Source organism: Alloalcanivorax dieselolei B5 (genome assembly GCF_000300005.1).
Taxonomy (GTDB): domain Bacteria; phylum Pseudomonadota; class Gammaproteobacteria; order Pseudomonadales; family Alcanivoracaceae; genus Alloalcanivorax; species Alloalcanivorax dieselolei.
On record NC_018691.1, the window covers coordinates 687,876 to 703,457 of the forward strand.

Consider the following 15,582-nt stretch of genomic DNA (forward strand, 5'->3'; position numbering starts at 1 on the left):
AAAAAAGATTCGCTTGCAGGGCAAGCTCCTACAGCAGTGCTGTGATGCGCTCCGCATCCAGCGTCAGAGATCCCCCACCGCTCTGCGGGCTTTCTCCACGTTTTCCCGCAGATGCTTCGGGTTGACCGTGCCGGCGATCACGGCACCGACGCCCGCTGTACCCAGGATCCGGTCGAGACTGGCCTGAACCGGGTCGGCGTGGCCGGCCTGAAGATGGCCGCTGGCGAACGCCTTCTTGATCAAAATACCTTTGCCGTGTTCGGCGGCGTAATCGATCACCGGCCGTTCCTGGTCGTGGGCCAGATTGTAGGTGACCATGGCCACATCCGCCCGCCGCAGGGTTTCCAGCCCGCCTTCCACGGTCTTGGTGGACACACCGATGGCCCGGATCAGGCCTTTGCGTTTCAGTTCCGCCAGGGCTTCCAGCGTGCCCTGACGCAGCACTTCCAGATCGTTGCCGTCGGAGTGAATCAGCACGCAATCCAGATAGTCGGTGTTGAGCCGGCGCAGGCTGCGCTCCACCGAGGCAATGGTGTGCTCGGGGGTGAAGTCAAAGCGGCTTTTGCCGTTCTCGAATTCCTCGCCCACCTTGGACACGATGACCCAGTCCTGGCGTCCAGTCAGCAGCTGTCCCAGCCGCTCCTCGCTGCGGCCATAGGCCGGCGCGGTGTCGATCAGATTGATGTCCAGCTCCCGGGCCAGCGCCAGCAGTTCACGCACCGCCTGGTCATCAGGAATAGTGAAGGCGTCAGGGTATTTCACGCCCTGGTCGCGGCCGATCTTCACCGTGCCGAGCCCGAGGGCGCTGATGGTCAGCCCGGTGTCGCCGAGCGGGCGCAGAAACGCCATCAGTGATTCTCCCGCGCGAAGCAGTGATGCCAATAGGGTTGCCCCAGAGGGGCCAGCGGCAGGTTCCTGGGCGGTGCCATGGCGGGGCCCGGCTGCGGACCGTGTTCGCGGATCAGGGCCTCGACCCGGTCGCCCAGATCCGGCGCCAGCGTCAATTTGGTCGGCCAGGTCAGGATCAGGTCGCCGTCACGGCGGGCATAGGCGTTGTCGGGCTTGGCCAGGCTGTTCTGACGCGGCTCCGCCCGGCTTACGTCCAGGGTGGCCCAATCGGCGCCGCTGAAGTCCAGCCAGGGGAACAACTGATCGAGTTCCGTCCGGGCGGCGGCGATCTGTTCGGCGTCATTGCGTTCCACGCCCCGTTCCGCCAGATCACCACCGAGATACCAGACCAGGGAACCGTCCGGTAACGGGTGGGTGGTGACGGTCAGACGCGGCTTGCTGCTGGCGCCGGCGCAGTGGGCGTAGAGCGAATGGCCGAGACGATGGCGCACCAGCACCATTTTCAGGGGCCGGCTCTGGCTCTCCTCCTGGGTGAAGAGATGCCGGGCGTGGGCACCGTCCAACAAGGCCGCGTTACCCTCGCCGGCGGCCAGCACCGACACTTTCGGGCGGATCACGGCGCCGTCGAGCCGTACCTCGCGAAGGCCCCGCTCATCCCAGGTCAGTCGGCCGTTTAAATCCGGCGCCTGCAGCAATCGGGTCCGCACTGGCGCGGTCAGCACATCGAGCAGGCTCTCGGTGTCCACCACCAGGTCGTCGAGCCGGTAGACCTGACCTTTGAAACGGGCGTTGGCAAGAGCGGAAGGGTAGTCACCGCGACGTAAACGCTCGATACGGCCGCGCAGCATTTTGCTGGCGAAGAAGGTGGTCATGCGGCTGGCCACGGAACCGGCGGACCACAGATGTTGAGTGTCCGAGAGCACATCAAGGCCATTCAGCGGCACCGGCCCCTGGCCGGCCATGGCGGCGCGCCAGCGCTCCGGCATGCCGGCGATGGCCTCGGATTCGTTGGACAGGGCGCCGCCGAGGGCGTACTTGAGCCCGCCGTGAATAATGCCCTGGCTGGCCAGGGTCTGGGCCCCGCCCAGGGCGCCGGTTTCCAGCAGCAGGCATTGGTAGCCCTGATTCTGCAATTGGTTGATCAACCACAGGCCGGCGACGCCGCCGCCGAAAATGAGAACGTCCGGTTCTAGGGTCTGGGTAGTCATGGCTCACCGCCGGAAAAAGTTGCGGCTATGCTAGCATAGGCCGCCGTCAAGGATGCCGATGTGGGTCATCTCTGGGGATGATAGCCGGCGACCTCAAGGTCAACCGTCTCGCCCGTGCCACCGTTTGGATCGTTCTATGCGTTTTTTCTACACCTCGCTTTGGTATTTGTTGCTGCCGCTGCTGTTCGTGCGTCTGTGGTGGCGGGGACGGCGGGCGCCGGCCTATCGGCAACGCTGGCGTGAGCGCATGGCTCTGGGTTATCGCCCCGGTATGCTGAAAGGCAGCGTCTGGATCCACGCGGTATCGGTGGGGGAGACCCTGGCGGCCGCGCCATTGATCGAAGCCCTGCTGGCGCGTTTCCCGGAAACGCCATTGGTGGTGACCACCACCACACCCACCGGCTCGGAGCGGGTGCGGGCGTTGTTCGGCGACCGGGTTACTCATGTCTATTGCCCGTGGGAATTGCCCGGCGCCTATCGGCGCTTTTTCCGTGCCTTCGATCCGCGCCTGGTGATCGTGCTGGAAACCGAGCTGTGGCCGAACCTGTGCGCCGCCGCCGAAGCCCGAGGCGCCAAACTGATGCTGATGAATGGCCGGCTGTCGGAGAAAAGCTATCGCGGTTACGCCAGGCTGGGCGCCCTGGTGCGCCCGATGCTGGGCCGCTTCCAGGTGCTGGCGGTGCAGACCGAGACGGAGGCGGAACGATTCCGCCAGTTGGGCGCCGATCCGCAACGGATCAAGGTCAACGGCAGCGTCAAATTCGACCTGACCCTGAGCGACCAAGTGAAAACGGCGGCTTCCACACTGAGGGCCGGATTCGCGCAACGGCCGGTGTGGATCGCCGCCAGCACCCATCCCGGCGAGGATGAAATGGTGCTTGCCGCCCATCGCAAAATTCTGGCGGATCAGCCGCAAGCGTTGCTGCTGCTGGTGCCGCGCCACCCGGAGCGCTTCGACGAGGTGGCCGGTCTGGCCCGGCGGCGTGGATTTGGCGTCGCCCGGCGCAGTCGACACGATACAGTGGATGAGCAGACGCAAGTTTACCTGGCGGACACCATGGGCGAATTACTGATGCTGTTTGGCGTTAGTGACGTGGCGTTCGTGGGCGGTTCCCTGGTGCCGGTGGGCGGCCACAATTTGCTGGAACCGGCGGCCTGGTCGCTGCCGGTACTCAGTGGACCCCACCTGCATAATTTCACCGCCATTGCCGATTTGCTGGATCAGGCCGGGGCTCTGGAATTGGTGGCCGATGGCGATGCGCTGGCGCGCGCGGTGGCGGCGTTGTTCGCCGACACCGATGAGTGCCGTCGGCGGGGGGAAGCGGCGGCGGCCGTGGTGGCCGCCAACCGCGGCGCGCTTCAGCGCGGGATCACCATTTGCGCTTCGCTCTGGCCTTCCAGGTCCGGATTGTAGAGATCCAGATTTTCCTGACCGGACAACCAGTCATTCAAGGACGCCAGATCCGCCACATCCAGTTCGCCGGTGGCGGCTTTCAGGTTCAGCGTATTGAGGATGTAGTCGTAGCGGGCATTGGCGTAATCGCGCAGTGCGCCGTACAGAGATTGTTGCGCGTTGAGCAGATCGACCACGTTGCGGGTGCCCACCTCGTAACCGGACTGGGTCGCTTCCAGGGCCGCGCGGGCGGAACGGATCGCTTGCTTGCGGGCACTCACACGTAGCGCATCGGCTTCCACGGTACGGTAGAAGGTGCGGGTCTGCTGGGTAACGTCGCGGATCGCCTGCTGGTACAACTGATCGGCGGCATCGGCGCGCAGAGCGGCCTGTTTGCGCTGACTGTTGAGGCCGCCGCCACGGAACAGCGGCATGGAAATTTCGATCCCCACTTCGGTGCCGTGATTGTCCGGGGTGATGCCGGAAGACGTGGTGCCCACCGCGCTGTCCCCTCGCGGAGAGGTGTGGGTGTGGGTGTAGCTGCCCACCAACGCCACCTGCGGCATCATCGCGCCGAACTGACGGTCGGCGGTGAAGCCGGCCGCCGTGGCGTTCCCCTGAGCCACCAGCACCTGGGGATTCTGCACCGAGGCTTTGTCCAGCCAGTCCTGCATCGCCGCCGGTTGCGGCCCTTCCATCGGCAACTGCTCGCGCAGCTCCGCCAGCGTTTCCCAACGCTGACCGGTAAGGGTTTCCAACTGGTCACGGGCAATGGCGAAGTCCTGCTCGGCGACGATCAGCGTCACCCGGGTCAGGTCATAGGCGGCTTGCGCTTCTTCCACTTCGGTGGCGGGCACCAGGCCCACCTCGAAGCGCTCGTTGGTTTGCTCCAGTTGCCGGGCGATGGCCTTTTCCTCGGCCTGGGCCGACACCAGGGTGTCCCAGGCCCGCAGTACGCCGAAGTAGCCCTGGGCCACCCGCAGCACGAAGTCCTGACGCGCTTGCTGGAATTCGGCCTCGGCGGTGGAGACCACGGCCTTGGCTTCCTTGAAGCCGTACCAGGCGTCCAGCCGGAACAGCGGCTGCGACAGCGTCACCGTGGTGGCTTCCGAGTCGTACTTCTGGTTGAAGTTGCCTTCCTCGATGTCCCGGTCAGTGCGGTAGCGACCGTAGCGGGCATCAATGGTGGGCAGCAGCGCCGCGCGGCCCTGCACCAGAGTTTCCTGCTCCGCTTCCCAGGTTTGCCGCTCGGCGCGCCAGGTGCTGTCGTAGTCCCAGGCGGCGTTGGCGACCTGTTTCAGATCAGCGGCCTGGGCGCCCATGGACAGCAGGGTGATGGCCAGGGCCAGAGGTTTCAGCGGGCTCCGCTTCATATGCGTTTCCTTCCTCATTCTTTTGTTCCGGCTTGTGTCTCGCCCCGGCCGTGCCGGGGCATCTTGTCCCGATATGGCTGGCGCTTGATCCCCACCGACAGGTAACGGTGAAATGGTGAACTGGCCAGTATGGTAATAGCAAGCGAGACGGATTGACACTCCCTTCGTCGCGCCCTCGGTTGTCCGTAAATGGGTCGCTGCGTATAGTGTTCGCCTCCCCCATGTTTGTGTAGCCCTGGAGGCCGATCGTGCCAGACGAGCAACGTAATGCCGCACCCAATGCCATCGACGAGGCTTGCCAACCCATCATGGGTTCGCGGAAGGTGTATGTCTCCGGCAGCCGCTCGGATATCCGCGTGCCGATGCGTGAAATCCGCCAGGATCCGACCCCCCTGGCCAACGGGGAACTGGAACACAATCCCCCCTTGTCGGTGTACGACACTTCCGGTCCTTATACCGACCCTGACGCGCGTATCGACATCCGTCAGGGGTTGTCGCCATTGCGCGATGCCTGGATTGAGGAGCGCAGTGACAGTGAACAGCTTGCCGGCTTGACCAGCGACTACGGCCGCCGCCGCGCCGCCGACGTGGCCACCGCCGGTTTGCGTTTCCCGCATATCCGCGCTCCGCGCCGTGCGCGCCAGGGCGCCAATGTCTCGCAAATGCATTACGCGCGCCAGGGCATCATCACGCCGGAGATGGAATTCATCGCCATCCGCGAAAGCCAGCGCCTGCGCGAGCATCGCGAAGCCGGCTTGCCGGTGGCACAGCATCCGGGCCGCAGTTTCGGCGCCGCCATTCCGGACGAGATCACCCCGGAATTCGTCCGCGATGAAGTCGCCCGCGGCCGTGCCGTGATCCCCGCCAATATCAACCACCCGGAAATCGAGCCGATGATCATCGGCCGCAACTTCCTCACCAAGGTCAATGCCAATATCGGCAACTCCGCGGTGACCTCCTCCATCGAGGAGGAAGTGGCGAAGATGACCTGGGCCACCCGCTGGGGCGGCGACACCGTGATGGATCTCTCCACCGGGCAGAACATTCACGAAACCCGGGAATGGATCCTGCGCAACTCGCCGGTGCCCATCGGCACGGTACCGATTTATCAGGCGCTTGAGAAGGTCAACGGTATTGCCGAGGACCTGACCTGGGAAATTTTCCGCGACACGCTGATCGAGCAGGCCGAGCAGGGCGTGGACTACTTCACCATTCACGCCGGCGTGTTGCTGCGCTATGTGCCGCTCACCGCCAACCGGGTGACCGGCATTGTTTCCCGGGGTGGCTCGATCATGGCCAAGTGGTGTCTGGCGCACCATGAGGAAAGCTTCCTCTACACGCATTTTGAAGACATCTGCGAGATCATGAAGGCCTACGACGTGACCTTCAGTCTCGGTGATGGTCTGCGTCCCGGCTCCATCGCCGACGCCAACGACGAAGCCCAGTTCTCGGAGCTGCGCACCCTGGGTGAGCTGACCAAGATCGCCTGGAAACATGACGTTCAGGTGATGATCGAAGGCCCCGGTCACGTGCCCATGCACATGATCAAGGAAAACATGGACGAGCAGATCAAGCATTGCCACGAGGCGCCCTTCTATACCCTGGGGCCACTGACCCTGGATATTTCGCCGGGCTACGATCACATCAGCAGCGCCATCGGCGCCGCCATGATCGGCTGGTTCGGCACCGCCATGCTGTGCTACGTGACGCCCAAGGAGCACCTGGGTCTGCCCAACCGGGAAGACGTGAAGGAAGGCATCATCGCCTACAAGATCGCCGCCCACGCCGCCGACCTGGCCAAGGGGCACCCGGGTGCCCAGCTGCGTGATAACGTGCTGTCCAAGGCGCGCTTCGAATTCCGCTGGGAGGACCAGTTCAACCTGGGGCTGGACCCGGACCGGGCCCGGGCTTTCCATGACGAGACCATGCCGAAGCAGGCGCACAAGGTGGCTCACTTCTGCTCCATGTGCGGGCCGAAGTTCTGCTCCATGAAGATCAGCCAGGAGGTTCGCGAGACCTACGGCGATGGGCAGGCACAGGTCGACCAGGCCCGTGCCGGCATGGAGGAAAAATCCCGCGAGTTCCTTGAACAGGGCTCCAAGCTCTATCATGAGGCCGATGAGTAATCCCCGCGCCCCCCGCTTCAGCGCCGCCGATGTGGAAGTGCTGAAGCGGGAAACTCCGTTCAAAGGTTTTTTTCAGGTGGACCGGCTGACCCTGCGTCATCGCCGCTATCAAGGCGATTGGGGCCCCGAACTGACCCGTGAGGTGTTCCTGCGCCAGCCGGCGGCGGCGGTGCTGCCCTATGACCCGGTGCGTGGCGAGATCCTGCTGGTGGAGCAGTTCCGCGTCGGTGCCCTGGGCTGGCGTGATACTCCGTGGTGCCTGGAAATGATCGCCGGTATCGCCGACAAGGAGGGCGAGCCGGTGGAGCAACTGGTGCGCCGTGAAGCGATGGAGGAGGCGGGCATCGAGCTCGGCGAGATGCGCCCGGTGCTCAGCTACATGCCCAGCCCCGGCGGCACCAATGAACGGCTGCATCTGTTTGTCGCCCGCGCCGATCTGGCCGGTGCCGGCGGTGTCCATGGCTGCGCCGAGGAAGGCGAGGACATCCTGGCGACGACGCTGCCGGTGACGGAGATCCCGGCGCTGCTGGAAAGCGGGCGAGTGGATAACGCCGCCTCCCTGATCACTCTGCAATGGTTGCTGTTGCACCGGGATGCTCTGGACCGGGAGTGGCGGGGATGACTGTTCAGGAGGGACGTTCATGACTGTCTCGCGCCGCTATCGCCTGAATTTTCGTGATCTGATGGCGCAGTGCGAGGCCAACTATGCCCGCCTTTTGCCGTTGATCCGGGCTCTGGGTGAACAGGACAGCCTGGATCTGTCGCTGGGAGCCGAACGCCCCCGTACCCTGAACATCCGGGTGCTGGAACGGGCGCCCTATACCACCATCCTGCGACTGGAGGATCAGGGGCTGCACGAAGCCATGCCGGGGCAGCGCCTCACCGTGCGGCTTTACCACGACGCGCGAGTGGCGGAAGTCACCGAAGCCAGCCGGTTCCGGCGCGTCAGCGCCCGCTATCCCTATCCCAACCCCGACATGCATCAGCGCGACGAAAAGGCGCAGTGGAATCGCTTTCTCGGTGAGTGGCTGACCCATGTCAGCGACCATGGCCGCAGTGCCGCCCCGGTATGGCCGGCGGCCGGTTCCTGAAACGGAACCAGGTTCCTGGTCAATCCTGTAATGGTTGCGTTATAAGTTCCCGAAAGCGTGGTTCGGCCGCTTGGGGAAGAGGCCGGCGACGCATGGGATGGGCGCCACGGCGCTTGAGGGTAAAACGGATCACTACAAACAGCGGGAGCGCGTACCTTGTCGCAACCGGTAACACCCGTTCGGGTGGTGCAACTGTCGGACTTCCACCTGTTCGCCGACCCGGCCAGCACCATGCTGGGGTTGAATACGCAGCACAGCCTGGAGACCGTTCTTCGTCTGGTTCGCGCCGAGCAGCCGGATATGCGGGCGATCCTGGCTACCGGGGATCTGTCCCAGGACGGCTCCGAGGCGTCTTATACGCGCCTCAAACAGGCGCTGCGGGCCTTCGATGTGCCGATCTATTGGCTCGAAGGGAACCACGATGAAACCCACCCCATGCGCGCCATGCTTGCCGATGAAGCCGGCCGGGTCAGCCCCTGTGTCGGCGCCGTCGACGGCTGGCGGGTGATCATGCTCGACTCCACCATTCCCGGTCAGGTCCCCGGCGAGCTGTTCGAGCGGGACCTGGCGTTTCTGGAACAGGCGCTGATCGAGAGCCGTGACCACCATGTGATGATTTGCCTGCATCACCATCCGGTGCCCATGGGCAGCCGCTGGCTCGACGAGCAGCAAGTGGCCAATTCCGACGCCTTTTTCCGCATCATCGACCAGCACCCCCAGGTGCGGGCGGTGTTATGGGGGCACGTTCACCAGGAATACGAAAGCCGGCGCAAAAATGTGCGTTTGCTGGCGGTGCCCAGCACCTGCGTTCAATTCAAACCACACAGCGCGGATTTCGCCCTGGACGAATGCAATCCGGGCTACCGCTGGCTGGATCTCTATCCCGACGGGCGTATCGAATCCGGAGTGAGCCGGGTCCAGGGCATGCACTTCACCGTGGATCTCACCGTCAACGGCTATTGACCCCGGCGGCGGCCGGGTTGACTCATCCGGCCGCCTTGCTATGCTCTGCGGATTCGGCGGGAGGCTAAGACAGGACCCGCCTCCTGGAAAAGGACTTTCCATGATCGATGCTCAATCCCTCGCCCGTGATCTATTGGCCTCTCTGGCCAACCCTCTGCAAGACCAGCGCCTGATCGAACTGGACGCTCCGGTGGACGGTCTGGTGGTGGAGCGCTTCCGTGGCCGCGAGGAACTCTGCGGCGACTACCGCTTCCAGTTGCAATGCTTCATCTCCGGTTCTGATCGTCGTGATGACGGCTTTCTCGACGCCCTGATCGGTCAGCCCCTGACTTTGTCCTTGCGCCGCACCGACGGCGGCTGGCGGCGTTGGCACGGTGTCTGCGTGGACGGCCACCACTTCGTCGACATGGATGGCCTGCCTCGTTGTGAACTCACGGTGGCGCCCTGGACCTGGTGGCTGGAACAGCGCCTCAACAGCCTGGTGTTTCCCCAATGCACCGTTCGGGACGTGCTGGAGCAGGTGTTCGCGGAGTACCCCGACGGTGCCGTGCGGTTCGACCTGATGGATCCGTTGCCGCAGCGGCCGATGATCACCCAGTACCGGGAAAGTGACTGGCATTTCGTGCGGCGACTGATGGCCGAATGTGGTCTGGCCTGGCGTTTCGAGCATCGCCAGGACGAAGGGGAGGGCGATTCCGGCGCGCCGGTGACCCTGGTGATCTTTGATCGCCATGCCAAACACCCCGACGCCGCGCCGCTGCATTTCCATAACGACCTTTCCGAAGAAGGCCGGGCCGCGATCACCCGCTTCACTGACGGCACCCGCCTGACCCCCAACGCGGTGCAAGTGGCCAGCTGGCACAGTGGCAAGGTGCGCACCGTTACCGGCCGTGCCGAGGAAGCCGACCCGGATGGCCTGCCGGTGCGGGAAGTTTACTGGCACCGCCAGGACGCCCGCTTCGACGGCGCCGATCAGGCGGAGCAAAGCGCCCGCCATCATCTCGACGCGCTGCGGGTGTTGCGGCGTGTGCACCGGGGCGAAGGCCGCTCCCGCACTCTCGCGGCCGGCGAGGCGTTTACCCTGAGCGGCCATCCCCGTTGTGACCAGGGGCCCTATCTGGCTCTGGCGGTGGAACACGCCGCCGTGAACAACCTGGCCCACGCTGGCGAGCTGCTCGGCGACGACACCCTCAAGGCCGGTCAGTACCGCAACACCTTCCTGGCGGTACCGGCAACCACCCCGGTGGCGCCGCTATACCGCCCCAAACCCACCGTGGGCGGGCCGCTGGTGGCGCGTGTGGTGGGCATGCCCGGCGATGCCGTCACCAGCAACCGCGACCACCAGGTGCGCATTCAATACGCCTGGCAGCGCGGCGCGGCGCCCAATCCGGGCAGCCTTGACGACACCGGAGGGCAGCACCCCGGCCATGCGCCGGGAGACCATTCTTCCGGCATCTGGGTACCGGTGGCGGAAGCTGTGGCCGGCCCTAACTGGGGCGGCAATTTCCTGCCTCGGATCGACAGCGAGGTACTGGTGGAATTCCGCCAGGGGGACATCGATCAACCGGTGGTCATCGGCCAACTCTACAACGGCGAAGTGAAGCCGCCGTTCGGCGTCGCCCGGGAAGACGGCACCAACCACGCCGGCACCGTCAGTGGCCTGCAAACCCGGGAGCACGACGGCCAGGGCGACCACAGCCCGACCCTGCAGCGCCTGCTGCTGGACGACACCCCGAAACAGGTGAGCGTGCGGCTGGAAACCAGCCTGGCCCGCAGCGGCCTGGGGCTGGGCTACCTGGTGGATTACAGCGTCACCCCGGGACCCACCCGGCGTGGCGCCCTGCGTGGCCAGGGCTGGGAACTGGTCACTCAGGCCTGGACCACCGTGCGCGCCGGCCGTGGATTGCTGATATCGGCCAGCGCCAAGGCCAAAGGCCAGGGCACCCAGATGGAAATGAACGAAGCGGTGGCCCAGCTCAAAGGCGCCGAACGCACCGCCCAGGCCCTGCACGACGCCGCCACCGCCGCCGGCGCGCCGGGGCTGGCCGGCAATGCCGCGCAAACCGCCTTCCGTGAAGCCCTGGACCCGCAAGTGGACGGCCGCTACACCGCCCCGGTAGCGGGCCAGTCGCCGTTCAAACCGAAGCCCGGCAGCCGGGAAGACAGCGACCAGCCGGTGGAAACCTTCGCCGATCCGAAACTGGTACTGGAAAGCCCGGACCACATCGTCCTCAACAGCGACAAAAGCGCCGCCGCCATGGCCGGCGAGCACCTGCACATCACCACCCAGAGCGACGGCCACATCAGCGCCGGCGACAACCTGGCCCTGGCCAGTGGCGGCAGCGCCGGCCTCTACAGCCACAAAGGCCCGCTCAAGATCATCAGCGAAAACGGCCCGGTCTCCCTGCAGGCCAACGGCGGGCCGCTGGAACTGCTGTCGGACCAGGCCATCACCGCCACCAGCAGTGAAGGCAAGGTCAGCGTCCTCGCCAAGGAAAAAATCACCCTGCAAAGCGGCCAGACCGAAATCGTCCTCGACGGCGCCAACATCACCTTCCGCTGCCCGGGGACCTTTACCGTGAAAGGCTCCATCAAGTCCTTGGAAGGCGGGCAATCGGGCAACACCAGCCTTCCCGCTTTGCCCGCGGGTTTGTTCTCCGTCGCTCCCTTGGCAAAAAAAGTGGCTGGACTGGCGCCCTCCCTGACCGCCAAAGCGCCCCTCGCTCCACAGCGTTTGGCGGATGTCGAGTGGGAAGATGAGGAAGAGGAAACCACCGAACAGGAAATGATGGAGACGCTGACGCTCACGATTCTGCCTGTGCGTCACGCCGTGGCCACGGGGGCATTGGCCGAGCACGCGCCGCAACTGCCGAAACAGCTTGTTCCGCCCACCTCATTGTCCCAATCCAGGGAGACCCTGAGATTATTGAGGACAGGCTATCTGTACGTACTGCTGGACCGGGGCGGCCGGAAGGAATGGCAGCAGTATCAGGTTAAGCCCAACGGCGACCTGACCCGGTTTGAGGGTGAGGCGCCAAAAGCACCGGCCCAACCCGAACCCGTGACGCCCAATACCCTGGCGGTGGAGATCGAAAAAGCGGAGACCGTTGAACGCTCATGGTGGTTGTTCACCCCGGACCCGCTCACCGACGCCCGCAAAGCGGATTATGATGAAAACGCCGACGACTATACCGCCAAAGGTTACTGGCAAACCTTTTCGCCGAAGGAATGGGCCGAAGGCCGAACCTCCCAGCTTGATACCTTGCACGGCGAGCAGATCGGTAACGCGGTGACCGAGGCGTGCCTTGACGGCAATCCGGCCCTGCAACAGGCGCTGTCGCAGGACCCGTTCGCCCCCGCCTGGCTGGCGGATGATCAAGGCCTGATTCAGTATGCCAACGTCGGAGTATTGAAGGGAACGCTGACCACCGTCACCCAGGCGGTCTCCACCCACGGCGCCGTCCTGGCCCTGAACGACGCCCTCGGCGCCGCCCAAACCCTGAACGCCTGGCGTAACGCCGCCCTGGACCCACTGCACGATTGGCTTCAGGAAGAGGACGAACAAGGCGTCAGCAACGACTGGAAAGTACAGATCCAACAGCAGATCGAGCAGCTGCATCAGGGGTATGCGGGGCAGAAGGCGGCGGGGACGGTGCAACGAGAAAGCCTTCGCTGGGAGGCCGGCCACGGCAGTGTGGAACATCAGTTGCATCGCCTCGAAGAGGAAGAACGGCAGCGACGGCGCGTTCACGGAGACCGTGTTTTTGAAGAAAAATACGCCGCGCAGTTCGCTAGACGCCGGGAACGGATTAAACAAGGGCATCAAGACACGGTTGAAGCGGCCCGTCACACCGAATATAGCGCGGCACAGCAGAACGCCTATCGGAAAGAGTTCGAGCAGGACTATCTGTCCCGTCTGAATACCGGCCAGATGGATCAGGTACAAACTGCTTTCCTACAACACAGTGCCGAGGCGGAGACGGAAATGGACCGTCGAGCACCGGAACAGATTGCGGTGCTGCAAAGCGATTATCTGCAGGGAGCCCTGCAGGCCTACGACAAGGCGGATGAGGAGAACGGCACCCGTTTTACCGCGACCTTGGGGTTGGCGGTGGATGGCCTGGTAGGCTGCGAAAGTGGCCGATCCGTGATCGATGGCTGGTGGAGCCAAGGCCCCGGCGGTGGTCCGGCCAACCTGTGCTGGCGTGCCATGGCCTACAACCAGCAGGCGCTGGAAGACAACTTGGTTGAAATGGCCAAGGTGCTGGAAGGACAAGCTGACACCGATGATGAGGGCCCGAACTGGGTGGCCCTCGGTGCGCTCCAGGCGGTTCAGGCCGCTACCCAGCAGTTCGAAAAGCTGGATACCGCCATCAGTTCGCTGGAAGGTAGCGGCGTGGCCGTTAGTGGCGTACTCGCCTGGCAGGCGGGGCTGTTGCGTAATTTGTTCGGCAGCGGCCATCCCAGCAAAGGCGAAAGTGCGTTGTACCGGTTGCTGGGAACGGCGAGCCGGGCGCAACTGGGGCGCTATGCCTTCGATGCGGAACTGCACAAACAACTGTCCAGGTCCACGGCCCAGAGTGTCTCACGGACCGCGCCCCGGTTGGTTGAAAATCTGGCGAAACAGTCCGCCGGCAGCGCCGCGCGAGGTGCCACAATCGGGTTGGACGGTTTCATCACCCAACCGAAAGCCAGTGAGGTGCGCTATGGGCGCGCCTTGTCGGTATTGATCGCCGCCGAGGCATTGATGCTGGCGTTCAAAGCGGAAAGCGTGGGCGCCAAAGACCAACGGTTTTACATGGAGGCCATGGCCGCCGTGATGGCCGGTGCGGCTTGTGGAGCGGAACTGCTGGCCAGTGCCGCCGAGTCGGCGGCCCGACGTGCTGCCGCGGCGGGGAACAGTGCCGAGGGAGCCCGCATCCTGCAAGGCAGCCGCAAGCTGTGGGCGGCCTCAATGGGCACCGTGGGCGGGGTGGTGTTGGCGGTGTATGACTTCGGGGATGGTCGGGAAGCATTTAAGAGACAAGGCATTGAATCCCCCATTGCTTGGGCCTATTTAGCCCGTGGCTTCGCAGGTATTGGCTTGGGCTTGTCCAGTTCCTTGCTGGCCATCGCCACTGCCAAACCGTTCTTTGAGAACGTGGCGAAGAAATCCACCAATAGAGTAGCGGTTATCATTGCCAGGGCAAGTGCACGTGTTGCAACGTGGCTTGGTGAGGAGGCCGCTCAGAAATTCTTGACCCGTGTCCTGGTGGGCAGCAATGCCGTATTCTGGATGGCCACCGGGGTGTGGTATTTGGTCACACCGGATGCCCTGGAGGCGTGGTGTGACAAGAGCGCCTTCCGCAAGAATGATGGTACTGGCTACGATGACTTGGACACGGAGTTATCCGAGTTGTGGATGGCTGTTGCCGAGGTGACCTGATGTATTTTTTTGAGTGGATGCTTTGGTGGGGGACGACACTAGCTGAAGAGAGGAAGGACAAGGTTTTTGGTAAGGACTTCATGGATGAGAGCCAGGAGTCACTGAAAGCGGCCCTGGAAGAAGAACAGCCGCCCCTGGACCGGCCTGTCAGTGAGCACCCTCACAGCCGGGGGCCGGTGTACGCGTTCAACGACACTTATCTGGAAATGCGTTGTGGGTCTTTGGAGCATTACCGAGGATTGATTACGCCGTTGGTGTTGGTCGTACTTTATGCTACGAGTATTTTTCCGATATGGGGAATTGTTGGAGTTGTCGCTGGATTTATTCCTTCAAGAACTCTCTTTGGAGCTTTATTAGGTATAGGGGTTTTCTCTACTCTGACAATCGCTTTTTGGTACTGCTTCTTCAAATTCAAATTCTACATTCCTATCCGCTGGGAGCTGTTCACTCATCGCCGCTTGTTAATCCGCTTTAACCGCAAAACCAAGCAGGTGCATTTACATCGCCCCAAGTACGCAGGTGGGGTGGTGACAATGCCCTGGGACAAGATTATTCCGATCCATGAAGGGGCGGGGACGCGTCTGGTCTTGGCCTGGATGCCGCACCGAACCGGACAGCCGTTTGTAACCTTTGCCGCCGTCGGAAAACGTGCCGGTACCGCTAAGGAACTACTCGACGAATGGGAGTTCATCCGCCGCTACATGGAGGAAGGCCCCGAATCCGTGCCCAAACCCCGGGTACGCAGCAAGATTCCCTGGCCCTGGTACAGCCTGGAACCCCAATTCGAGGGTCTGTGGCCGATTCTGCGTCATGGAGGCTGGAAGCTATGGCTGGGTAAACTGCTGATGAGCCCCGCGTTCCTGATTCTGGGGGCGGGGCATTGGGTATCTCAACTACTGTGCTGGGAACCCCGCTGGCCCAAGGTTATCCGTGAAGCCGGTCAACCCGGCAAACCGACCCCCGAATTCACCACCGCGGAAGATTACGATCCGGAGACCTGTCGCCGGTTGTATTTGAATGCGGATCTGTGGGTCCCCAAGGATCATGATGCGGACGCGCCCGCCGAAGAAGAGGAGTCTGGCTCCCAGTGGTTGCCTTGATATCAAGCGTGGTTATTGCAGAAGTGAAAATGGTTAGTCGTCGATCAGGGTCGC

10 protein-coding genes are annotated in these 15,582 nt (G+C 63.5%); 7 read left to right on the top strand and 3 right to left on the bottom strand.

All coding sequences use genetic code 11. The features are described 5' to 3' along the window. Positions 1–63 precede the first annotated feature (63 nt). Both B5T_RS03230 and B5T_RS03235 read right to left on the bottom strand, forming a co-directional pair. A complete protein-coding gene (locus B5T_RS03230) occupies positions 64–849 on the bottom strand; it encodes an aldo/keto reductase (protein WP_014993024.1) in 786 nt (261 codons plus the stop codon). Then, positions 849–2,057, bottom strand: coding sequence for an FAD-dependent oxidoreductase (locus B5T_RS03235; protein WP_014993025.1), 1,209 nt, complete (start codon positions 2,055–2,057; stop codon positions 849–851). The genes B5T_RS03230 and B5T_RS03235 overlap by 1 nt, the downstream gene beginning before the upstream one ends. A 136-nt stretch (positions 2,058–2,193) precedes the next feature. On the opposite strand from B5T_RS03235, the gene waaA reads away from it, so the two are divergent. Continuing rightward, positions 2,194–3,471, top strand: coding sequence for a lipid IV(A) 3-deoxy-D-manno-octulosonic acid transferase (gene waaA / locus B5T_RS03240; protein WP_014993026.1), 1,278 nt, complete (start codon positions 2,194–2,196; stop codon positions 3,469–3,471). On the opposite strand, the gene B5T_RS03245 is transcribed toward waaA, so the two are convergent. Then, the gene (locus B5T_RS03245) at positions 3,417–4,823 is read right to left on the bottom strand and encodes a TolC family outer membrane protein (protein ID WP_014993027.1); all 1,407 of its coding nucleotides are present in this window, start codon (positions 4,821–4,823) and stop codon (positions 3,417–3,419) included. The genes waaA and B5T_RS03245 overlap by 55 nt on opposite strands. Positions 4,824–5,071: 248 nt before the next feature. Here B5T_RS03245 and thiC point away from each other — a divergent pair, with 248 nt between their 5' ends. The 6 genes from thiC (at position 5,072) to B5T_RS22960 (ending at position 15,528) form a co-directional block, all read left to right on the top strand. Continuing rightward, positions 5,072–6,949, top strand: a complete 1,878-nt coding sequence (gene thiC / locus B5T_RS03250) for a phosphomethylpyrimidine synthase ThiC (protein WP_014993029.1) — start codon at positions 5,072–5,074, stop codon at positions 6,947–6,949. Then, complete coding sequence (locus tag B5T_RS03255; RefSeq protein ID WP_014993030.1) at positions 6,942–7,571, top strand: NUDIX domain-containing protein; 630 nt, start codon at positions 6,942–6,944, stop codon at positions 7,569–7,571. The genes thiC and B5T_RS03255 overlap by 8 nt, the downstream gene beginning before the upstream one ends. A gap of 19 nt (positions 7,572–7,590) precedes the next feature. After that, positions 7,591–8,040, top strand: coding sequence for a DUF1249 domain-containing protein (locus tag B5T_RS03260; RefSeq protein WP_014993031.1), 450 nt, complete (start codon positions 7,591–7,593; stop codon positions 8,038–8,040). A gap of 156 nt (positions 8,041–8,196) precedes the next feature. Beyond that, entirely contained in the window at positions 8,197–9,003 is an 807-nt protein-coding gene (gene cpdA, locus B5T_RS03265; RefSeq protein ID WP_014993032.1) for a 3',5'-cyclic-AMP phosphodiesterase, read from the top strand. 100 nt (positions 9,004–9,103) lie between these two features. Next, on the top strand, positions 9,104–14,428 hold the full coding sequence (locus B5T_RS23490; protein WP_014993033.1) for a T6SS effector BTH_I2691 family protein: 5,325 nt from the start codon (positions 9,104–9,106) through the stop codon (positions 14,426–14,428). Then, a complete protein-coding gene (locus B5T_RS22960; protein WP_014993034.1) occupies positions 14,428–15,528 on the top strand; it encodes a DUF6708 domain-containing protein in 1,101 nt (366 codons plus the stop codon). The genes B5T_RS23490 and B5T_RS22960 overlap by 1 nt, the downstream gene beginning before the upstream one ends. The last annotated feature ends 54 nt before the right edge of the window (positions 15,529–15,582 follow it).